Origin of the sequence: Caballeronia sp. dw_19 (assembly GCF_018449515.1) — a bacterium.
In the GTDB taxonomy this organism is placed as follows: Bacteria; Pseudomonadota; Gammaproteobacteria; order Burkholderiales; family Burkholderiaceae; genus Caballeronia.
This window is the reverse complement of sequence record NZ_JAAVUQ010000056.1, coordinates 1-23,217: the sequence shown is the minus strand read 5'-3', so window position 1 is coordinate 23,217 and position 23,217 is coordinate 1. Positions and strand designations below refer to the sequence as shown.

Genomic DNA, 23,217 nt, shown 5'->3' with positions numbered 1-23,217 from the left:
CGTGCACATTCGTGTTCTTCCTGCCGGCAAAGCCGGCACGAATGTGCATCGATCGCCGGTTTGAATGCTCTCGACGCGAGCGGTTCCCCGCCGCTCCCGAAATCCGGCCGTTTTTACACGTCGTAACACCTGTGCAATGTTGAAATTACTTTTCAGCGGGTTTTTACCAGTGCTGAAAAAAAATCAAAACGGGCACACTCAAAATCCCGGCTGACGCATCCACAAGACGCGAAGGCCCTAAAGTGCTTTGGCGATCCCAAACGTTGGCGGAGAGACCCCACAATGAATGCCCCCCTGGACGCGGAACAACAAGCTTCCCTAGAAGCCGCGCTAAATTCCGTCACGCTCGACGACAAATACACCCTGGAACGCGGTCGCGCGTACATGAGCGGCATACAGGCGCTGGTTCGGCTGCCGATGCTGCAACAACAGCGCGACCATGCCGCGGGACTCAATACCGCCGGTTTCATTTCCGGCTATCGCGGTTCTCCGCTCGGCGCACTCGATCAACATCTGTGGAAAGCGAAGAACCACCTCGCTTCGCGTCAGGTCGTGTTCCAGCCCGGCGTGAATGAAGACCTCGCGGCGACCGCCGTATGGGGCTCGCAACAGGTCAATCTTTATCCAAGCGCCAAATACGACGGCGTGTTCTCGATGTGGTACGGCAAAGGGCCGGGCGTCGACAGAACCGGCGACGTGTTCAAGCATGGCAATTCAGCGGGTTCATCGGCGCATGGCGGTGTGCTCGTGCTCGCCGGCGACGATCACGCCGCCAAATCGTCCACGCTTGCGCACCAGTCGGAACACATTTTCAAGGCGTGCGGGCTGCCGGTGCTGTTTCCATCGAATGTGCAGGAATATCTGGACTTCGGCCTGCATGGCTGGGCCATGAGCCGTTACTCCGGCCTCTGGGTCGCGATGAAATGCGTGACCGATGTGGTGGAATCGTCGGCTTCTGTCGATATCGATCCGCATCGTACGCAAATTGTCCTGCCAACCGATTTCGCGATGCCTGATGGCGGCCTCAACATCCGCTGGCCCGACCCGCCCTTGGTTCAGGAAGCACGGCTGCTCGACTACAAGTGGTACGCGGCCCTCGCCTACGTGCGTGCAAACAAGCTGGATCGGATCGAGATTGAATCGCCGCATGCGCGCTTCGGGATCATGACGGCGGGAAAGGCGTATCTCGATGTTCGTCAGGCTTTATCGGACCTCGGTCTCGACGATGAAACCTGCGCGCGCATCGGCATTCGTCTGTACAAGGTCGGTTGCGTGTGGCCGCTCGAAGCGCAGGGCGCGCATGCATTTGCACATGGGTTGCAGGAGATTCTGGTCGTCGAAGAAAAACGCCAGATCCTGGAGTACGCGATCAAGGAAGAGCTTTATAACTGGCCCGATGCACAACGCCCTCGCGTGTTCGGCAAGTTCGACGAGAAGGATGGCGCAGGCGGCGAATGGTCCGTGCCGATGGGCAACTGGCTGCTGCCGGCGCACTACGAGTTGTCGCCGGCGATTATCGCGAAGGCGATTGCCACGCGGCTCGACAAGTTCGATCTTCCCGCCGATGTCCGCGCGCGCATCGCGACGCGTATCGCGGTGATTGAAGCGAAGGAAAGAGCGCTGGCGCGGCCGCGCGTTGAAGCGGAGCGCAAGCCGTGGTTCTGCTCGGGCTGTCCGCACAATACATCGACGAATGTGCCTGAAGGTTCGCGCGCGCTTGCCGGTATCGGTTGCCATTACATGACCGTGTGGATGGACCGCAGCACGAGCACGTTCAGCCAGATGGGCGGTGAAGGCGTGGCGTGGATCGGCCAGGCGCCGTTCACCAACGACAAACACGTGTTCGCCAATCTCGGCGATGGCACCTACTTCCACTCCGGGCTGCTCGCGATCCGCGCAGCGATCGCGTCGAAGACCAACATCACGTACAAGATCCTCTACAACGATGCCGTCGCGATGACCGGCGGTCAGCCTGTAGATGGCGTGCTCACCGTGCCGCAAATCACGCATCAGCTCGCGGCCGAAGGCGCGACGAAGATCGTGATCGTCACCGATGAACCCGAAAAATATCAGGCGAATGTGGGGCTGGCGCCGGGTATCGATGTATTTCATCGCGAGAAGCTCGATGAGGTCCAGCGCGCCTTGCGTGAGATTGCCGGTACCACGATCCTGATCTACGACCAGACGTGCGCGACGGAAAAGCGTCGGCGCAGGAAACGCGGCGCGTACCCCGATCCGGCGAAGCGCGTGGTCATCAACGAAGCCGTCTGCGAAGGTTGCGGCGATTGCTCGGTGAAATCGAATTGCCTGTCGGTCGAACCACTCGACACTGAATACGGCACGAAACGCCAGATCAACCAGTCGACCTGCAACAAGGACTACTCGTGCGTAAACGGGTTCTGCCCGAGCTTCGTCACGGTTGAAGGCGGACAACTTCGCAAGCCGAAGGTATCGAGTATTTCCGGCGATGCAATGCCGCCTGTTCCCACGCCCGAGCTACCGCTGATCGACCGGCCATACGGCATTTTGGTCACCGGCGTCGGCGGTACAGGCGTTGTGACGATCGGCGCGTTGCTCGGCATGGCGTCGCATCTGGAACAAAAAGGCGTAACCGTCCTCGATGTCACCGGCCTCGCGCAAAAAGGCGGCGCCGTGATGAGCCACGTACAGATCGCCACGCATCCCGGCGATATCCACGCCACACGCATCGCGATGGGCGAAGCAGATTTGGTGATTGGTTGCGATCCTATCGTGACAGCCAGCGACGAATGCGGCTCGCGGATGCAACCCGGTCACACGCGCGTGGTGGTCAACAGCGCTGAAACGCCGACCGCCGAGTTCATCAAGAACCCGAACTGGCGTTTCCCCGGCGCGAGCGCGGAAGCGGATATCCGCACAGCCGCTGGCGAACACGTTGCGCTCGTCGATGCAAATCGCTTCGCCGTCGCTCTACTCGGCGATGCCATCTACACCAATCCGTTCGTGCTGGGTTTTGCGTGGCAACGCGGCTGGGTGCCGTTACGACATGAATCGTTGGTTCGCGCGATTGAATTGAATGCAGTGCAGGTCGAAAAGAATCTCGCGGCGTTCGAATGGGGTCGCCACGCCGCTCACGATCTCGAGGGCGTCACGCGGCTTGTCGGCGCGCAAGGTCGTGGCGGGATATCGTCGGGATCGGAAGGCGGCAGCAAGATCATCTCGCTGCATACGCCGAAGGCGCTGGACACGCTGATTGAAAAGCGCATCACCTATCTCACCGACTACCAGAACGAAGCGTACGCCGCGCGTTACGCTCAGCTCGTGGCCGAAGTGCGTAAGGCGGAAGCCTTAATCGGTCTGGGCGATGGCCAGTACGCATTGACTGAAGCCGTTGCTAAAAATCTGCACAAGCTGATGGCGTACAAGGACGAATACGAAGTCGCGCGTCTTTATGCCGATCCGGCGTTCGTGGAACGGTTGAAGGGCAGCTTCGAAGGTGACTGGAAAGTGAAATTCCACCTCGCGCCGCCCATGCTCTCAAAGAAGGACGCGCACGGGCATCTGATCAAGAAGCAGTACGGCCCGTGGGTCTTATCCGCCATGAAGGTTTTAGCGAAGATGAAGTTCCTGCGCGGTACATCGTTCGATATCTTCGGCAAGACCGAAGAACGGAAGATGGAACGGGCGCTGATCGCGGATTACGAGGCGCTGGTGAAGGAGTTGATCGGTGGATTGACAGCGGAGAAGTTGCCGCTGGCAATAGAACTCGCAAGCTTGCCGGATTCGATGCGCGGTTACGGTCACGTGAAAGATAACAACGTGACCGCAGCTCGTATCAAATGGAATGCGCTGCTCGCGCGCTGGCGTACGCCGGCAGGTGGCGAGGCCCGGCAAGTAGCCTAGGTTTTTAGCGCGACGCACGAAAAACAAAAACGCCCGATGTTGTCATCGGGCGTTTTTGCTTACCAGGCTGCAAGTCATGCAACCATTCGTCGTGCGCCATAGTATCGCGATGTCCAATAAGCACTTCTCATCGATTCAATACGAATGAACGCACCTGTCTTCGGTGCGTGAATAAACTGATGCTCACCGACATAAATGCCTACGTGAGTCGCTTCACCTCGAGGCGTATTGAAAAATACGAGATCGCCAGGATGCAAATCCGTCTGCGCAATCGGCTTGCCTTTCCTGCTGATTTGCGCCGATAGCCGCGGCAATAATATACCTGCAGCCTTCTCGTAGACATAACGCACGAAGCCACTGCAATCGAGCCCTTCCTCGGGCGTATTGCCGCCCCACAAGTAACGAATGCCGATCATCGTTTCCGCCTCTTCCAGAACGCCTGAAACCCTGTCCCCGTTACCAACCGCATTCCTGGCTAGTTCCTGAGTTTTCCGGGCCGCATCCTGAAGCGAGACTGGATCATAATTCAACACGGCGCCATCGAGTGAAGCAGGTTCGCCCGCTTCAATGGCGCCCGTCACTGTGTGTTTGCTGGCGTCCACGTCAGGCGTCTCTGCGTGTACCGACGCTGACGCGCTCGCGAACACAAATGCGCTGAACGCCGTTGCCAGCATATTATTCAGCCGAGTTTTGAACGACAAAGTTCTGGTGCTTTCGCTCGTACCATATCGCCGGGAATTGTGAGCGATATCCAGATTAAGTTCATCCCACATCATCGTAGCGCCCACCTTCTTAAATCCGTCGGGCCAGCCGTCTTTAACGGACCTGCCAAAGGAATAGCCTTGTTTCGCTCAAACAATCTATAACCACCGACTTCTTTTTGACCAACGACGTCACGCTTTACAGCGACTTCGCTCAGTATCGATTTATATTGCCTCTTCATAATTGATACGCATTCCTAATATATTGCTTGATTTTTTAAACTACAGCGGATTCAACATATTTTGGAAACCGCACCGAATTGTGGCTAATGCGCCGATCCGCAGAATACGGAGAACTGTGCGTCCAGCAGGGACTGGGCAATCAATATCTGACCGATAGCGGAACTGAAGGCGAGACACGGGACACTGGCATGTCTCGCTTTGTCACAATCTCGCTTCAGAGGCTATTTTATTGGGACTTCATGGGAATACTGATAGGCGCGCTCCTAAATCAGATAGTGTCGTCGAATACGATCTATTGAACTTCGGCCCTGGGGTGGCGTCCGCGGCCTGGATGAGCACGCACGCCCGCGTCACTATTCGGCGTGACCGATATTGATCGTTTCTGAAATGCTTTATGCAAGTAAAAAAGGCGATCCGAACATCCGGATCGCCTTTCATTGTTGCCCTACAACCAGCTCAAACTCAGAACTCGTAGCCCACCTGAGCCCGCGCGCCTGTATCGCCATGAGGCGTTACCGACAACGCGCCGTTGATCAACCACGCGCCATCACGCGACCGATACGTTGCGCCCGCACCCACTGCGCCATAGCCCTTGTAGTTAGCCACACCCACGGCTACCACGGTCTTGCCCGGCTCGCGCGGCGAAAGGCTAGGCATGGCCATGGCTGAAGCCACGCCGCCGAACGCGCTACGTTGCAACGCCGACAAACTCTGGCCCACGTCGTTACGCAACTCGTTGACCTGATTCATGTTGGCTGCGTCAGTGCCGTTTTGCCCCGGCGCCACGTTCGTGATGCGACGCTCGTTGCCAGCCGAACCCACTGACGCCGTATTGTCTTCATCAGCAACCGAGTTGGCGCCCAAAGCGACGGAATTGTTCCCCGAAGCGTGCGAATTTGCGCCAATCGCGACAGCATCGGTGCCTGTTGCGGTGGGTGCCTGGGACGCCGCGACCGACGAATTGATTGCGATAAACGGGCTTCCCGTACCGGAAATGTTGTTGACTACATTTTCAAACGTGTCAACGCGGGCATTCGTCGCGTTCAGCTGCGCCCCGTTCACGGCGTCCGTGCTGGTGGCCGAGAGCTCGCCAGCCTTCACGTTCGTCAACTGGACAGCGTTCGCATCGGTTCCGTCAGCGGCTGCGGTACCGCCGAGCGTCACCTTGTTATGCGCGTCCGAGTCATAGCTGACCGCGTTTTTCGTTGCGGCTGTAACGTCCGCGATGGCGTTCGAATTTGCGGTCGTGCGTCCATCGAGATTGGCGATTGCAGTGCCAACGTCATGCACGTCCGTTCCACCGACGCTGTAGGTTGGCGCCGTGATACCGCCATTTGCATCGACACCCGCGCCACCACCGAGAGCCGCTGCCGTCGACGCTGCCGTGTTGTACAACTGCGAGCCATTGACCGCATCGGTGCTGGCCGCGGCAACACTTCCGGCAGCTACGCCCGTGATCTTGCGCGCGCCTGAAGTGCCGGCCACGTTGACCTCGTTGCCATTCGTGTTCCCGCCGACCGAGATGACGCCGGTAGTCGCATCCTGGCTTACGTAAGCGTCGCCGCCGTTCGTAATGTTACTGATGGTCTTGTTAATGTTCGTGATGTCGGCGGTATTCTGATTCGTCTTGGCATCGACCGCGAAAAGCTGTGCGCCGTTGACCGCTTCATTGCTGGTCGCAGTCATTGCACCAGCAGCTACGCCAGAGATTGTCACGGCGCCACCGGCGGTGCTGACCAGTGCGATTTTGTCGTGCGCCGGGCTGTCGTAGTTTACCGAATCAGCGAATGCGGGGATGTTTTGCGTCGCTTCAAATAATTGCGAGCCGTTGACCGCGTCCTTGCTGGTAGCGCTGACTTCGCCGTTAGCTACGTTATGGATCGCGGTACCGTTCGAGCCTTTTAGCGTGACTGAATTCTGCGTGCTGTCGTCATACGCGACGAACGAGTTGGTCACGTTTCCGCTTGTGTCGACTGTTGCGCCTGCATCCGTCAATTGCTTGAGATTGACCGCGTCCATATCGACAGTGCCGGCCGCTACGTTATGAATCTGCGTGCCGTTCGAGCCTTTTAGCGTGACTGAATTCTGCGTGCTGTCGTCATACGCGACGAACGAGTTGGTCACGTTTCCGCTTGTGTCGACTGTTGCGCCTGCGTCCGTCAATTGCTTGAGGTTGACCGCGTCCATATCGACAGTGCCCGCCGCTACGTTATGAATCTGCGTTCCGTTCGAGCCTTTTAGCGTGACCGAATTCTGCGTGCTGTCGTCGTATGCGACGAACGAGTTGGTCACGTTGCCGCTCGTGTCGACTGTTGCGCCTGCATCCGTCAATTGCTTGAGGTTGACCGCGTCCATATCGACAGTGCCGGCCGCTACGTTATGAATCTGCGTGCCGTTCGAGCCTTTCAGCGTCACGGAGTCTTTCGCGCTGCCGTCGTAGGCGACGAATGCGTTCGTCACGTTTCCGCTTGTGTCGACTGTTGCGCCCGCGTCCGTCAATTGCTTGAGGTTGACTGCGTCCATATCGACAGTGCCGGCCGCTACGTTATGAATCTGCGTGCCGTTCGAGCCTTTTAGCGTGACCGAGTCTTTCGTCGTGCCGTCGTAGGCGACGAACGCATTTGTCACTGCGCCAGTCGAGTCCACGATCGCGCCCGCATCCGTCAACTGCTTCACGTTCACTGAGTCTTTGTCGGCCGTGCCGGCAGCGACGTTGTGGATCTGCGTGCCGTTCGAGCCTTTTAGCGTGACCGAATCCTTGGTCGTGCCGTCGTAAGCGACGAACGCGTTAGTCACGGCACCGGTCGAGTCCACGATCGCGCCGGCATCCGTCAACTGCTTGACGTTCACTGCGTCTTGATCAGCGGTACCCGCCGCGACCTTGTGAATCTGCGTGCCGTTCGAGCCTTTCAACGTAACCGAATCTTTCGTCGTGCCGTCGTAGGCGACGAACGCGTTAGTCACTGCGCCGGTCGAGTCCACGATCGCACCCGCATCCGTCAACTGCTTCACGTTCACTGCGTCTTGATCAGCGGTACCCGCCGCGACCTTATGAATCTGCGTGCCGTTCGAGCCTTTCAGCGTAACCGAATCTTTCGTCGTGCCGTCGTAGGCGACGAACGCGTTAGTCACTGCGCCGGTCGAGTCCACGATCGCGCCCGCATCCATCAATTGCTTCACATTCACTGCGTCTTGATCAGCCGTGCCGGCGGCGACCTTATGAATCTGCGTGCCCGCCGTACCCTTCAGCGTTACTGAATCTTTCGCGCTGCCATCGTAGGCCACGAATGCGTTCGTTACGGAACCCGTGGAATCCACCACTGCGCCTGCATCCGTCAATTGCTTCACATTGACTGCATCTTGCGCGTCTACGCCTGCAGCGACGTTTTTGATTTTCGTACCGCCAGAGCCGCCCAGCGAAACGACGCTCTCGGTCTTGTCCGTGTAGGCGACGAACGCGTTTGTCACAACGCCTGTCGTGTCGACGATCAGGCCGGCGTCGGTCAACTGTTGAAAGTTGACGGCGTCCGTGGCCGTTGTCGCGGCAGCGAGATTATGGATCTGCGTGCCATTGCTGCCAGCGAGCGTGATCGAACTGGAAACGCCGTCGTACATGACCGCGTTCTGCAGACGCGTGTCCAGCGCGCTAATCGCCTGGCCAATGCCCGGCACATCCGATCCATTCACAGAATACGTGGGCGTTGTTATTGATCCGTCTGCGTTGATTTCCGCTGTGCCACCCAGTCCGTTCACAATATCCTGGAGTTGCGATACGCTCGCAGCGTCAGTTGCTTTTGTACCATTCGATACCTGCGTAATTACACGGGTCGTCCCATTGCCGCCGACTGAGAACGAATTGACCCGGTTGGCTACCGAGTTAGCACCAATTGCGACAGAATTTAACGCCTGCACTGACGCATTCGATCCGATCGCGACACCCGCTGTCGCTGCGGTCTGAGTGTTGGTGACGCTGGATTTGCTACCGATAGCTACAGACGATGGCGCCGCGCTCACCGTCCCCGAGATATTCACGGAATCGGGCGATGCCGATGTTTTAATCCCGGCATATGGGTTGAAGGAAAACGAGTTCGCTGAAGTCTGAACCGAGCCGCCAGCCGGTGCGAAAAATACCGACGCGGTCGAACCAGCGTCAATAGAAGCAACCGGCACCTGGCCGGTTGTTCCGGCCGGGACTCCTGCATTCCCCATCAAAATAGAGTTAGTCGCAGCGTTCGAAACACTTCCACCAATGCTGATCGCGCCGTCTGCCGTGCTCGCTGCCGTGTCGCCGATAGCAATCGCGTCCTTGGTCTTGCTCGTTGCCGTCGCGCCTGAACCGATCGCGATGTCAGTTGCATTCGTTGCAGTAGCTGCGCCGTTGCCGGTATAAGACGTTCCGTTTCCACCAGCGATCGCCACACCCGCAGCACTCAACCCCACCGCCAGCAACACCGCCCGCGCTACCTTCCCGCCGCCCTTCCCGCGCCCGCGACACAATTCCGACGCCGCGACCCAAGCACCGAGAGCCTCGCTCCAAACTGATTTAAAAACCTTGTTCATACTGAATACCTGCAAAGAGTTGTGCGAAATGTGTCTGACGCGAAACAAATCTGCGTAACGACTTGTCTTGACGAACAGGTAAGTGAAACGATCCGCGACTCTACTCAGCACAACTTGGCATTCGAATCAGATTTGTCCGAATAAGAAAGGCGTCGTTGTATGCACCACAACTTTCTATCTCTTTAAAAATTCACCAAGCGCCGTTAGCGCATTTGCGCTAGATGTGGCGGGGACATGCGCAAAAAAAAAGCGGCGACCGATATCCTCGGTCACCGCTTCGTCCACGCCTCAGTCAACCGTCATCCAATAGTCAGGACGACGGATTAATTCATCTGCTTACGCCTCGTTACTTACCGCCTTCACTCGCGCGTTCGCCGATGCCACCGCCGTCATGTTGATGATCCGCCGCACGGTCGCCGCCGGCGTGAGAATGTGCACCGGCTTGTCCGCGCCCAACAGGAACGGCCCAACCGTCACGCCTTCACCGCTCACCATCTTGAGCAGGTTGTACGTGATATTCGCCGCTTCCACGTTCGGCATGATCAGCAGATTGGCCTCGCCCGTCAGCTTCGACGCCGGGAATGCAGCCTTGCGCACGACCTCCGACAAGGCTGCATCGCCGTGCATTTCGCCCTCCACTTCCAGATCCGGTGCACGCTCGGCGATCAGCTTTCGAGCCTCGGCCATGCGCTTCGATGAAGCGCTCGGCACGCTGCCGAAGTTCGAGTTCGACAGCAACGCCACCTTCGGCGCAATCCCGAATTTCTCGATTTCGCGCGCCGCCAGGATCGTCATATCGGCGAGTTGCGTGGGCGTAGGGATCTCGTTGACGTAGGTATCGCTGATAAAGAGATTGCGTCCCTGCAGCATCAGCAGATTCATCGCGGCGAAGTTCTCCACGCCCTCCGCCTTGCCCAACACTTGCTCAATGAATTTGAGATGATCGTGATACGTGTCGATCATGCCGCAGATCATGCCGTCGGCATCGCCGAGACGCACCAGCAGCGCGCCAATCAATGTGTTGAACTTGCGCAGCGCGGCCTTTGCGTTGTCCGGCGTCACGCCCTCGCGTGCAGCAATGGTGTGATATTCCTGCCAGCACTTCTGGTAACGCGGATCGTCTTCCGGATTCACGATCTCGAAATCGGTACCGGGCTTCAGCTTCGAGCCCATCTTCTGCAAGCGCATTTCCACCACCGCCGGCCGCCCGATGATGATCGGCTTCGCGATCTTCTCCAGCAGCACGAATTGCGCGGCGCGCAGCACGCGCTCGTCTTCGCCTTCGGCAAACACAATGCGCGCAGGCGCCGACTTGGCCGCCGCGAACACCGGCCGCATCACCATGCCCGTGCGATAAACCGTCGTGCCCAGCTCTTCGCGATACGCGTCCATGTCATGGATCGGACGCGTCGCCACGCCCGAATCCATCGCGGCTTGAGCAACAGCCGGCGCAATCTTGATGATGAGACGCGGATCAAACGGCTTCGGAATCAGGTAGTCCGGACCAAACTCAAGCGAATGGCCTTCGTACGCCTTGGCAACTTCATCGCCTTGATCGGTCTCTTCGGCCAATTCCGCGATCGCGCGCACGCACGCGAGCTTCATCTCTTCGGTGATCGTGGTCGCGCCCACATCCAGCGCGCCGCGGAAGATGAACGGGAAGCACAGCACGTTGTTGACCTGGTTCGGATAGTCCGACCGGCCAGTGGCAATAATCGCGTCCGGGCGCACCTTCTTCGCTTCCTCCGGACGGATTTCCGGCTCGGGATTGGCAAGCGCGAGGATCAGCGGCTGCGTGCCCATGACCTTGACCATTTCCGGCTTGAGCACGCCGGCGCTCGAACAGCCGAGGAACACGTCGGCTTTGTCGATGGCATCGGCGAGCGTGCGGTCTGTCGTATTCGCGGCGTACCGTTCCTTCGATGGATCCAGGTTGCCGCGTCCTTCGTAGATCACGCCTTTCGAATCGCAGACCAGGATGTTCGACTTCTTGAGCCCGAGGTGGACGAGCAAATCGAGACACGCGATCGCCGCAGCGCCCGCGCCGGAACAGACCAGCTTCACTTCGTCCAGCTTCTTGCCGACCACTTTCAAGCCGTTGAGAATCGCCGCCGATGCAATGATCGCCGTGCCGTGCTGGTCGTCGTGGAAGACGGGAATCTTCATGCGCTCGCGCAGCTTCTTCTCGATGTAGAAGCACTCTGGCGCCTTGATGTCTTCCAGGTTGATGCCGCCGAGCGTGGGTTCGAGCATGGCGATGGCATCGACCAGCTTGTCCGGATCGGTCTCGGCGAGCTCGATATCGAACACGTCGATACCCGCAAACTTCTTGAAGAGACAGCCCTTGCCTTCCATCACCGGCTTGGCGGCGAGCGGTCCGATGTTGCCGAGACCGAGCACAGCCGTGCCGTTGGTCACCACGCCGACCAGATTGCCGCGCGAGGTGTATTTCTGGGCGTCGAGCGGGTCGTCGAAGATTGCCATGCAGGCAGCGGCCACGCCGGGCGAGTAAGCCAGCGATAAATCCAGCTGGTTGGACAAGGGCTTGGTCGGCGTGACCGAGATCTTACCGGGCTTCGGATACTGGTGATATGCGAGGGCGCTGAGCTTCAGTTGTTCGTCCATGATTGGCCTGAGACGTTTAGGAAAATGGGCGGAAAATGGGTGAGACGGAGGGCTAGGACACTGCGCTCGCGACGGTCAAATCTCGTTAAGGATCGAAATGGATTTTGGCCATCCGGCCGGTCTTGATGACAAGCGCGCGTGCGCCAACAGTGAACTATCTGGCCTTAGCATTTTTCGGGGATAAATAGTGTACACCGTGCGTTTAAATTGACGCGTAGCACCATTTTCGACAGAAAGAACGCTTAAGCACGCCAAAGCGCTCGCACCGATTGCTCGGCAGGTCCCCGAATAACAAGACAATTCCGGCAACGAACGGCGCTTTCATGTGTCGTTCGCGTTTCGTCCGTGTCTTTTCAGTCGGGTAAAATCCCGGCCTGTGCGCGCATCGAACGCCGTCGACATCTGCTCGACCGGACACCGCCGCTGCGCCAAGTGCCTTTGGTCACCGTCGCTTGATTACGGGCCAAAACGGGCTTCAGGCGCCAACTCAAAATGCAAGGATTCGCCCATGACAGGCTTCGACCGCCAGACGATCTCCGACACCACCGCCAAGATGCTGCTCGAAGTCCAGGCCGTGCATTTCAACGCGGACAAACCGTACATTTTCACGTCGGGATGGGCGAGCCCGGTTTATATCGACTGCCGCAAGCTGATCTCGTATCCGCGCGTACGACGCGCCCTGATGGAGATGGCCGAGACCACGATCCTTCGCGATATCGGCTATGAGCAGATCGACGCAGTCGCAGGCGGTGAAACGGCCGGTATCCCGTTTGCCGCCTGGCTGTCCGACCGGCTGATGGTGCCCATGCAATATGTGCGCAAGAAGCCGAAGGGTTTCGGCCGGAACGCGCAAATTGAAGGGTTGTTGACCGAAGGCCAGCGCGTACTGTTGGTGGAAGACCTGACCACCGACAGCCGTAGCAAGATCAATTTCATCAACGCGCTGCGCACGGCCGGCGCGACGGTAAATCACTGCTTCGTGCTGTTTCACTACAACATCTTCAAGGAAAGCGTCTCGGTGCTGAAAGATATCGACGTGGAATTGCACGCGCTCGCCACATGGTGGGATGTGCTGCGCGTCGCGAAGGAAGCGGGCTATTTCGAGACAAAGACGCTGGATGAAGTCGAGAAATTCCTGCATGCGCCGGCACAATGGTCGGCGGCGCACGGCGGCGTAACAGCATCACCGCAATAATCGCCTGAGAGGGAATTTTCATGTAATTAAAAAAGCCGCCCGTTTTTATGAACGAGCGGCTTTTTTATGCAACAACACAAATTACAATTACGTATTCAGGGGAATAGTGTCGTCGAGATTCCCATCGCCCACATAAGCCGAAAGATTCAATAATCCATTACTCTGGGCATATTGAAACAATTCAGAATCCCGCTCAATTCCAAGCTTGCGCATGGCGGTATTCTTTTGCGTACTGATCGTTTTAATACTGCGTTTCAACTGCGCGGCAATTTCAGTAATTGTCATGCCGGACACGAATAAACGCACCACTTCCAGCTCCCGCTTCGACAACACCACGTCGCGCTGCTGGCCGCTCGCCGACAAGCCCATGCTGTCGAGCGCCAGACGCACCGACGGCCCAATATATTCCTGTCCGCGCATCACGTGGACGATGGCCAGTCCGATGTGGCTCAAATCGTCAGACTTATTGATCACGGCCGTCACACCGACCTCACGCAAGCGTTTCAGGAGCGCGGGATTTTCGAGCATGGTCAGCACGACGATACGCACCGTCGGAAACTGACGCCCGATATAACCCAGCAATGGCATGCCGTCGCCATATTGGCCACCCGGCATGGCAAGGTCCGACACGACCACGTCGCAGGGCGATTTCTGCAAAAGCTGAATCAATTCCGTCGATTGACGCGCTTGCCCAACCACCTCGATCTCGGGAAACTTCAATAGCGCCTGCGCGGCGCCAAACAGAATGACAGGATGGTCATCGGCGATAATGACTTTTATCCGTTGACCCATTATTTACCCCTCGCTCGTAAATGAACAAATCCCTCGCGCATTATAGGCAATGTGCTCTTACTCATTACATTGGCCCTTCAGCCGGGAGAGCGAAATTGCGGCTAAACCCGAAGTCACGGTGTTGACCCTTGCTGAGTCTTCTTTTGAACATTTGAAAAATTTTGTCCTTTCCCGCGATGTTAAACTTGAATCCAGCTCTAAGCCAATTTCTGAGACAAAATACATCGTTACAGTGGGTGAAACGCCAGACTTTGGCCGCGCCCGTGACCGGAGAACTTGCACCATGCGCTTGGGGATCGGGCTTGTGGTTTGTGCTGTGTACCGCGCTGTTGATTGGCGTCTCGTCAGGTTCCGAATTTTCCGCCGCGCGGCGCTGCTACCAGTTTTCTGCGTCGCGATAGTATCAAATGCATCGCGTGCGGTCGCTGAAGTTATCGCCACAGCCCCTTTCACGTTGACAAGTGCGGATCTCCGCCCGAACCAGCCCGTGCAGCTCGCGCTCGTGTTCGACCAGAACGACTGCAAAGGCGGCAACCGTTCGCCGCAACTGTCATGGCGCGGCGCGCCGGCCAGCACACAAAGTTTCGCCGTCACCATCTTCGACCCGGACGCGCCTGGCCGCGGCTGGTGGCACTGGGCCGTCGCGGGCATTCCCGCGAACGTCTCACAATTACCGTCCAACGCAAGCGCCTCAGGTGTCTTACGAAAAATGGGAGCGGTGGAATCGCGCAATGACTTCGATATTGACGGTTATGCGGGCCCCTGTCCGCCGCCGGGTAAACCGCACCACTACGTCATCACGGTCTACGCGCTCAACAGCAGCGACTTGCGCCTGCGCCAAAGCAGCCCTTCGCTCATGTTCGAGCACGAAATCCGAACTACAACCATTGCCAGCGCGCAACTCGTTGTTACGTACGGGCGCTGAACGGCCTTTATGGCACGTCAGCAGGTCGAATTTGGCTTTGCTAGACTCGCCGGTGAACTATCACCGGCGTCTTTTTTTGCAGCCGGCCAAGTTATCGCGAAGATGCGTGGTTCCGGTTGTTCTTGCGCAACCCGCGGCGTTGTGTCGCATACGGGGAATGAAATGCCGAAAATCGTTATCGTTTATCACAGCGGCTACGGCCATACGAAAAAACTCGCGGAAGCCGTGCTCACCGGCACGATCGACGCCGGCGCGGACGCGAAGCTGCTTGCCGTCGGCGAGCTGGACGATGCTGGCTGGGCCGAGCTCGATGCCGCGGACGCCATCATCTTCGGTGCGCCCACGTACATGGGCGGCCCGTCAGCCGATTTCAAGAAATTCGCCGATGCCAGCTCCAAACCGTGGTTCGCGCAATCGTGGAAGGACAAGATCGCGGCCGGGTTCACGAACTCGGCGACCATGAACGGCGACAAACATTCGACCATTGCGTACTTCGTCACGCTCGCGATGCAGCACGGCATGATCTGGACCGGCACGGGCATGATGCCGTCGAACACGAAGGCGGCCACGCGCAACGACCTGAACTTCGTCGGGGGCTTTTCGGGCTTGCTGGCGCAATCGCCGGCGGATGCATCGCCTGACGAAGCCCCGCCGCCCGGCGATCTGGAGACGGCCAAAGTGTTCGGTGCAAGGATCGCGGCCGTGGCGGCGCGGTGGAACGCAAAGTAGTTTTTTCAGCGGCGGTGCAACGTTTTTTTAGGCCGATCGGCTGATGTGCCCGGCAATGCCATCGCGTTGTCGCGGAAGCGCATTAAAATGGCGTTTTGACCGCGCTCGGGCACCATGCCCTCCGTGCGCGACCGACCCAGCGAGATCGAGATGACCACGAAAGTATTTGTCGACGGACAGGAAGGCACCACCGGCCTGAAGATTTTTGAATATCTGTCCGAGCGGCGTGACGTCGAGGTGTTGCGTATCGAGGAAGCGCGGCGCAAGGACGTGGAGGAACGCCGGCGGCTGATCAATGCGTCGGACGTTACGTTCCTTTGCCTGCCGGACGTCGCTTCGCGCGAATCGGTTTCGCTGGTGAACGCGGACAATCACCACACGGTGGTGATTGACGCCAGCACGGCGTTCCGCACGCATGACGACTGGGCATATGGACTTCCCGAACTCATGCCGGCGCAGCGCGAGCGTTTGCGTACGGCGAAGCGCATCGCGGTGCCGGGTTGTCACGCGTCGGCGTTCCTGCTGGCAATGAAGCCCTTGGTGGCAGGCGGTCTTGTTTCCGCCGATTTCCCCGCGCACGCGTATTCCATCACCGGGTACAGCGGTGGTGGCAAGAAAATGATCGCGGACTATGAAGCGGGCGGGAATCCGCGGCTCGACAGCCCGCGGCCTTACGCGCTAGGTCTGGCCCACAAGCATCTGCCGGAAATGGCGGTGCGCTCGGGACTGAAGCACGCGCCGGTGTTCACGCCTATTGTCGGCAACTTCCTGAAGGGCCTCGCCGTCACCACGTACTTCTCGCCGAATCAACTGTCGCGTACCGCCAAGCCGCAAGACGTGCAGGCGTTGTTTGCCGAGTACTACGCGAACGAACCGTTCGTGCGCGTGTTGCCGTTCAATGCGGACAGCAATCTCGACGACGGCTTCTTCGACGTCCAGGCTTGCAACGACACCAACCGGGTCGAGCTGTTCGTCTTCGGCAGCGACGAGCGGTTTGTCACCGTTGCCCGGCTGGACAACCTGGGCAAAGGTGCGTCCGGCGCGGCGATCCAGTGCATGAACCTGGCAATCGGCGCCGACGAAGAATCGGGGCTGTCGCGCTAAGCCAGCCAATCGACTCCGGGAAAATCTGAGCGCACCAGGCGCTCGACCTGGCTAAAAGCCGGTTTCCGCCATTGTGCGAAACCGGCTTTTTCACACCTGCATTTTTATTCACTCGATCAGCGTCCCGGCCTGGTCTTCAAATCTCCACCTCGTAAATTCCACGCGGGTCAAACAGAACTTCCGTCGCGGTTTCATAGGGATTCTCCCAATTTATTTACGAACGTTCGTTCGTGGATGATTACGCGTTTTCGCGCTCAAACTTTCTTCGTTTCGCACTGCAACTAAACATATTTTCTCCAATTTACCTTGTGGAAAAAATTTTGTTTCAATGCGCCGTCTGCGCCTTATCAGTCAAGGCATCGCCGGAACCCTGCTGTTTGAATCGGCGTTTTAGATGTTTCAGTCGGTTGACATACGAAAAAGTGATAGCGAAATTACACGCGCAAAACTAGATAAGGGAGACCGCGTTATGCCGTATGCCATTTCGAAAGGACTCGCGCTCGCACTTGCGACCGCGCCGTTGTTTGTTGCCTGCGGCGGCAACGCCGACAACCCGGGTCCGATCAACACGCCGCAATGTTCCGGCGCGAGTTGTGGCACGCAAGGCGCGCCGGCTGTGGGCGCAGGTGCCGCGCCGTTGTGTCCGGCTAACGCGGATATTGTCTCGAACACGTATCTGGGCGGCGCGGGCAGCGGCGAGATCGTGAGCCTGAACATCGACGCCGTGAACATGACATACACGCTGAAGTGGCTCGAATCGCCCATTCCGCTTGTCACCGGGACCATCAATCCGACCCGCAAGGGCACGACGATCGTCGGCGCAGTCGTGCACCCGCCGGCAGGCACTTTGCCCACGGCGGAGCAAACCCGTTGCGCGTTCGTGCTGACGCCGGGCGGTGGCCAGGCATCGGATGGATCGATCTACACCACGGCTGCCGCGTTCAACCAGGCGAACCCGCCGACCATCTTTATCGGCCAGGGCGTGGCCGGCGGCGGCATTCCGGGTGCGACCGTGCAGTACAGCGGGGCAACGCTGACCGCTGACGGCGTCAACCCGATCCCCGGTTTCCCGCCACTGTTCCCGGTGCCGAACCGGCACTTCGACTTCTATCCGTTCATCGGTTTCTCAACGGTGAGCACGAACGTCGCGGATCTCAAGGGCACGTATAACGCGCTGCTTTACCACCTGGTTCCATCGAATAACTACTCGACCACGACCACGCAGGCACAGGAATCCTTCGATACCGCCGGCAACTGCACGGTGCCCGTGCCGGCATCGAATACGTCTTGCCAGACGACCGGTGGCGCGTGGACGGCGAACGCGGGCGGCGCGTATTTCACCAGCGCCGTTGCACCGCAAGTGCAGGGTCAACGTTCCTCGCCAGCGTTGACGGGCCTCGGCTTCCCTGCGTTCCCAGCTGTCGCGAACGCGAACATGGTGATCGGCAAGGTCAACGGCGCCATCGTGCCAATTGTCGTGCGTACCGGTCAGGTCTTCGTGCCGTCGCCGCTCACGCCGTTGAACGCGACCGCATCACAAGTCGACGATGAATCCGGCATCGCCATGCTCGCTCCGAACACGGCGCTCGCATCGGGCGCGTTCGATGGCGGTTATGTCGGCGCGGATTCGAACTTCAAGTACACGGCGACGTTGCTGCAAGGTCCGGTCGGCTCGTTCATCAATCCATCGACGCAGGCTTCCGAGACCGGTTTCGGCATGAGCTACGCGCAGCAGTTGCCCGGCTTGATCGGCGTGCAGGACCAGAACGGCGGCCAGGGTGCGCTGATCTCGGCGGGCGGCCTGTACGGGATTTTCATTGCCGGCAGCACGGTGAACGGCGGTCTGACCTCCACGTCCGCTAACGCCGACACGCCTGCAAGCCCGTATTTCGGTATCGGCGCGCTGCTCAGCAAATAAGCGCCGCCGGGCACACGAACGGACGCGACAAGCACTCAAGACCAGAGCAACCGGCAAGCGCCGGTTGCCGACGAAAGACGAACGAACAAATGTGGATGGAGACAGCAGTATGAAATGGAGAACTTTTGCGTTGGGTGCGATGGGTGCGTCAATCGCCAGCGTCACGCCGTTCCTTGGCGGCTGCGGCGGCGGCAGCGATGCGCCTCAGCCGCCGGTCGTCCGGCTGTGCCCGGCGTCGCTTGACTACACGACCACCTTCACCGGTGGGGGCGGCAGCGGCGAACTCGTCCAGCTGCAACTCGACACGACGAAACTCACGTGGCAGGTGACCTACGTGGAATCTCCCATTCCGGCCGTGACCGGCACGGTCTCCCCCACCCGCGCCGGCACGTCCCAGAACGGCACGCTGACGATGGAAACCGGCCTGCCCACGCAAAAGCTCAATCAGTGCGCGTACCAGTTGAACGGCGCGACGCTCGACCCAACGCGTCCCGCGCGCATTTTCGTGGGCGAAGGGGTCGCGGGCGGCACGATTCCGGGCAAGGAACTGCAGTTCGGCGGGGTTCTTGGTCAAGGCGTTGTACCTGACCGGATCTTCCCGTATTACCCGTTCATCGGTTTCTCGACGCTTGAGACCAATCTCGCCAATGTCGCCGGGACATATAGCCAACTGGGCTATCACGAGATTCCCTCGCAAAACTACGCGCGCATTTCTGTCGATTCGAAGATCACCATCAATGCCGACGGCACCTGGCAAGAGTGCGACAACACCGGCGTGAACGCCGGCAAATGCCAGCAAGCCGGATCGAACTTCGCACCATCGCCGGATGGCAGCGGTGCGTTCGTCACCAACAACTTCCTTGGGCAAGGCAACCCGACACTCGCAACCGGTCCGTTGGGCAAGGGCTACATGATCGTGGGCAAGCTGCGCGGCCAGAACGTGCCGATCCTCGTGCGTACCGGCACGGCGAACGCCACGATCACCACAGGCATTCCGCCGTTCGCCGACGACGAATCCGGCATTTCGATGATGTCGCCGCAAATCAGCGTGGCATCGGGATCGGTGAACGGGGAATACGTCGGCGTGGATAACGCCTTCGATTACCGCACGACCGCGCTCAGCGGCACGCAGGCCACCTTGATCGATCCGTTCCAGCCGTCGCAGGTTGCGTTGTCGCGTGCGTTGAACCTGGATTACACGGAAACGATTCCGGGTCTGGTGACATCGACGGTGGTGGGTGCATCGACCGGCACGACGCCAACCGGCAAGTTCATCTTCTCCGGCGGCGTATTCGGTTATCTCGACGAGAGCGACCCGACGACACCGTATTTCACTATCGGCTCATTTGTTCAGTGACCCAGTAACCGTCTGGCAGCCCATCAAGAACGGCTGCATGCGAACAACGCCCGGGTTTTCTCGCGCTGCGTTCGCATGACGGCCTGTAACCGAAGAGAGACGAAATGAAAAAGCTTTTGGCTGCGGGAAAACCGTTGGCGGTAGCGGTCGCTGCATGTGCGTCGCTGTCGGCCCATGCACAGAGTGCCGGCGATAACGTCGTGGGACTCGGCTGGTTTCACGTCATGCCGCAGGATTCGAGCGATGCACTGACCACGCATGTGGCGCCTACGCCGATCAATACGCCGCTGCGGTTGCCGTCCCAATTCACGTCACCGGGAACGAGTTTGTCGACGAAGAGTGCCGATACGTTCGGCCTCGTCTTCACGCACTTTTTCACCGATCACATTGCGACCACGTTTGTAGGCGGCGTGCCGCCCGCGTTCGAACTCGATGGTCACGGCACGATCCAGCCGCCGGGACCGGCGGGCGCGCTTGGCAACCAGAACCTCGATCAGACGAACCCGATCGTGAAAAGCGTGCGGCAGTGGAGCCCGGCGCTGATTTTCCAGTATTACTTCAATGCGCCGACCGCGGCGTTCCGGCCGTTTGCAGGCCTTGGCGTGTCGTATAACTTCTTCACGAACATCAAGCTGACCGATGGTTTCATAAACTCGACGCAGAGCAATCTTGGCGCGGTGCTGGCGGCGGGTGCGGGCAAGCCGGGACCGACGTCGGTGGAGGCGAAGGCTTCGTCGTCGTGGCAGCCGGTGTTCAATCTCGGTGCGACTTATAACTTCGACAAACACTGGGGTTTGATTGCTTCGCTAACCTACATTCCGTTGAAAACGACATCGTCGTTGATCATCAAGGCGGCTGATGGGACCGAACTTGCTACGACGAAATCAAGGCTCAGTGCCAATCCGCTGATTACGTTTTTGGCGGTGTCGTACCGGTTCTGAGGGAATCATGCGGTAAAAACGCGGATAAAAAAAAGCCCGCCTAAGATGGGCGGGCTGAATCCATATCAGTAGAGACATGGAGGAGACAACCCCACTTTACCAAAACCATTGGTGCAGCGCAACATCCTCCCGTCGATTCACGTCAATTTGTTGCGAGCGTACAACATCAAGGCTGGGTCATCGACAGAATAAAGCCCAATTGGTCGATAGAAACCGGTTTCACCAGATGAATATCGAAGCCCGCTTCCTGCGTCATAGCATGATGCTGCGGCTGTCCCCAGCCAGTCAGCGCAACCAGCAGCATTGCCTGACCCTCGGGCAATGCACGCAAGGCACGCGCGGCAGAAAGACCATCCATCGGCGACATGCCCAGATCCAGAATCACCACGTCCGGTGCGAATTGCCGCGCCACGTCGAGCGCCTGAGCGCCGCACGACGCCTGCGCCACTTGATGTCCCAGCCCCGTAAGCAAGTTCGCGAGGCAACTCAGGGCATCGTCGTCATCATCGGCTATGAGAACACGCTTGGTCACGACTGTCCCCTCATTTGCCCGACACCGCGAGCGTCAACTTTCCAGCACCAGCAGTCGTTGCAGTGATCTGCGTGCGCTGCCCCCGCGCCCCAATATAAAAATGCTGCCGGCCCGGCGAGTTTTGATCGTGGGTAGCGTCGGGCAAGCACGCGGCAATGTCCGCCGCCACGCCCTGCAAAGCGTCCGCCGCCGATCCGGCGTTTGCCCCCTTCGTCCACGTACAGCTATAAGTGCCGGCTTTCACCGCGCACTGCGCATCGCGGCCATAAGGCTGCGCGACGGCTTTGCCATCGTCGGGTCGCAGGGAGGCGAAACCATCAGGTGCGGCCGCCACGATGTGCTTGAGTGCATCGCAGGGATTGGGGGTGTCGTCGGCGAGAGCGATCGCGGGCGTACTCAGGCAAACCCATGTAAGGCCCGCCGATGCCGCCACGAACATGAGACCCCGAAGAGTGCTTTTCATAGTGGGCGCTGTCCTGTCTCCGCTTCGTCTTTTTATACGCTGGCCCGGGAGTCGACCCGAAAACCCGCTTCCAGGTCACGTCCAAACCACCTTTCAAGCCGGTTTCGTCGCCGACGAGACCTTTTGAAAAGCCTGCACCAGCGGCGTGTGTCCGTATGTGCGCCACCGAATGCTGTCAAATTCGAAACGATCCCGAACCTGAGGCAAACGGCGCGACAAGTATAGGGAACGTTCCTGTCCGTTGCCGCTATTTATCGTCGATACAACGCCGTCGCGTCCGGGCTTTACTCAGGCTTTACTTTTACTGCGGCGCAAGAATCAAACCGTATTGATCACACCTTCTTCCCCGCCCGGCGTGCGGCGACCTTTCCCAGCACGGCCAGGTCCTTGTCGCCGTCGCCCTGGGCGAGTACATCGATCAGGTTGTCGCGCACCAGGCTTGCCACGGGCAGCGCCACGTTCACGGCATCGCCCGCAGCGAGCGCGAGCCGTACGTCCTTCAGGCCAAGCCGCGCCTTGAACAACGCCGGTTCATAGCGGTTGTCGGCGATCATCCGGCCATAACCCTGGTACACCGGGCCCGGAAACAGCGTGTTCGAGATCACGTCGAGGAACGCGTGCGGATCGATGCCATGCCCCGTCATCAGCGACGCGGCCTCGGCAGTTGTTTCGATCGCCGATGCCAGCATGAAGTTCGCCGCCAGTTTGAACACGTTCGCGTGTTGCGGTGCGGTACCGACGCGCCATGTCTTCTGGCCGATGACATCGAAGACCGGTTGCACACGAGCGATGGCTTCATCGGCGCCCGCCGCCACGATATTCAGTTTGCCCGCCGCCGCCACATCCGGCCGCCCGAGCACGGGTGCCGCGACGTACGCCACGCCGTGCCGCTCGTGCAGGCTCGCCAGTTCCTCGCAGAACGCCACGGAAATGGTGGCCATGTTCACGTGGACCAGTCCTTTGGGCGCGCGCTCGAGCAAGCCGCTGTCGATGAGAACGGCGCGCAACGCGGCGTCGTCGGCGAGCATGGAGAACACCGCGTCGCCCGAAAACGCTTCATCCGCCGATGCAACCACGCGCGCGCCTTGTTCGGCGAGCGCTTTCGCGGCGTCGGGCGAGCGGTTCCAGACGCGTACCGTGTGGCCTGCCTTCAGCGCATTTAGCGCCATCGCGCCGCCCATGTTGCCGAGTCCAATAAATCCGATATCCATGTCGTTCTCCTGTGTCGACCGGAGTTCCCGCTTTAGCGG

At 59.0% G+C, this 23,217-nt stretch carries 15 protein-coding genes; 8 read left to right on the top strand and 7 right to left on the bottom strand.

Annotated elements, in window-relative coordinates:
* Positions 1 to 282: 282 nt before the first annotated feature.
* Positions 283 to 3,882: an indolepyruvate ferredoxin oxidoreductase family protein gene (locus HB376_RS37615; protein ID WP_213768756.1), complete on the top strand. Its 3,600-nt coding sequence runs from the start codon at positions 283 to 285 to the stop codon at positions 3,880 to 3,882.
* Between the two features lie 74 nt (positions 3,883 to 3,956).
* On the opposite strand, the gene HB376_RS41540 is transcribed toward HB376_RS37615, so the two are convergent.
* The 3 genes from HB376_RS41540 to HB376_RS37600 all read right to left on the bottom strand — a co-directional run bounded on the left by HB376_RS41540 (position 3,957) and on the right by HB376_RS37600 (position 12,011).
* On the bottom strand, positions 3,957 to 4,670 hold the full coding sequence (locus tag HB376_RS41540; RefSeq protein ID WP_346730658.1) for a C40 family peptidase: 714 nt from the start codon (positions 4,668 to 4,670) through the stop codon (positions 3,957 to 3,959).
* A gap of 618 nt (positions 4,671 to 5,288) precedes the next feature.
* Positions 5,289 to 9,386, bottom strand: coding sequence for an ESPR-type extended signal peptide-containing protein (locus HB376_RS37605; protein ID WP_213768755.1), 4,098 nt, complete (start codon positions 9,384 to 9,386; stop codon positions 5,289 to 5,291).
* A gap of 336 nt (positions 9,387 to 9,722) precedes the next feature.
* Positions 9,723 to 12,011 (bottom strand): NADP-dependent malic enzyme, encoded by a 2,289-nt coding sequence (locus HB376_RS37600; RefSeq protein WP_213768754.1) that lies wholly within the window; start codon positions 12,009 to 12,011, stop codon positions 9,723 to 9,725.
* Positions 12,012 to 12,519: 508 nt separating this feature from the next.
* On the opposite strand from HB376_RS37600, the gene HB376_RS37595 reads away from it, so the two are divergent.
* Positions 12,520 to 13,206, top strand: coding sequence for an orotate phosphoribosyltransferase (locus tag HB376_RS37595; protein WP_213768753.1), 687 nt, complete (start codon positions 12,520 to 12,522; stop codon positions 13,204 to 13,206).
* Between the two features lie 87 nt (positions 13,207 to 13,293).
* Here HB376_RS37595 and HB376_RS37590 read toward each other — a convergent pair whose 3' ends face one another.
* Positions 13,294 to 13,998: a response regulator gene (locus HB376_RS37590; protein WP_213768752.1), complete on the bottom strand. Its 705-nt coding sequence runs from the start codon at positions 13,996 to 13,998 to the stop codon at positions 13,294 to 13,296.
* Between the two features lie 454 nt (positions 13,999 to 14,452).
* On the opposite strand from HB376_RS37590, the gene HB376_RS37585 reads away from it, so the two are divergent.
* The 6 genes from HB376_RS37585 to HB376_RS37560 all read left to right on the top strand — a co-directional run bounded on the left by HB376_RS37585 (position 14,453) and on the right by HB376_RS37560 (position 20,972).
* On the top strand, positions 14,453 to 14,923 hold the full coding sequence (locus HB376_RS37585) for a YbhB/YbcL family Raf kinase inhibitor-like protein (RefSeq protein ID WP_255631808.1): 471 nt from the start codon (positions 14,453 to 14,455) through the stop codon (positions 14,921 to 14,923).
* Positions 14,924 to 15,085: 162 nt separating this feature from the next.
* Entirely contained in the window at positions 15,086 to 15,652 is a 567-nt protein-coding gene (locus tag HB376_RS37580; protein WP_213768751.1) for a flavodoxin family protein, read from the top strand.
* 150 nt (positions 15,653 to 15,802) lie between these two features.
* Entirely contained in the window at positions 15,803 to 16,756 is a 954-nt protein-coding gene (gene argC, locus HB376_RS37575; protein ID WP_213768750.1) for an N-acetyl-gamma-glutamyl-phosphate reductase, read from the top strand.
* Between the two features lie 469 nt (positions 16,757 to 17,225).
* Positions 17,226 to 18,674, top strand: coding sequence for a DUF2957 domain-containing protein (locus HB376_RS37570; protein WP_213768749.1), 1,449 nt, complete (start codon positions 17,226 to 17,228; stop codon positions 18,672 to 18,674).
* 139 nt (positions 18,675 to 18,813) lie between these two features.
* Positions 18,814 to 20,031 carry a DUF2957 domain-containing protein gene (locus HB376_RS37565; RefSeq protein ID WP_255631807.1) on the top strand — a complete coding sequence of 406 codons (1,218 nt, stop codon included), beginning with the start codon at positions 18,814 to 18,816 and terminating at the stop codon, positions 20,029 to 20,031.
* 104 nt (positions 20,032 to 20,135) lie between these two features.
* Entirely contained in the window at positions 20,136 to 20,972 is an 837-nt protein-coding gene (locus tag HB376_RS37560) for an OmpW family outer membrane protein (RefSeq protein ID WP_213768747.1), read from the top strand.
* Between the two features lie 166 nt (positions 20,973 to 21,138).
* Here the strand turns inward: HB376_RS37560 and HB376_RS37555 are convergent, their stop codons facing one another.
* The 3 genes from HB376_RS37555 to HB376_RS37545 form a co-directional block, all read right to left on the bottom strand.
* Positions 21,139 to 21,504 (bottom strand): response regulator, encoded by a 366-nt coding sequence (locus tag HB376_RS37555; protein ID WP_213768746.1) that lies wholly within the window; start codon positions 21,502 to 21,504, stop codon positions 21,139 to 21,141.
* Between the two features lie 10 nt (positions 21,505 to 21,514).
* On the bottom strand, positions 21,515 to 21,943 hold the full coding sequence (locus tag HB376_RS37550) for a hypothetical protein (RefSeq protein WP_213768772.1): 429 nt from the start codon (positions 21,941 to 21,943) through the stop codon (positions 21,515 to 21,517).
* Positions 21,944 to 22,299: 356 nt separating this feature from the next.
* A partial coding sequence (locus HB376_RS37545) for an NAD(P)-dependent oxidoreductase (RefSeq protein ID WP_255631806.1) occupies positions 22,300 to 23,217 on the bottom strand: 918 nt, incomplete at its 5' end.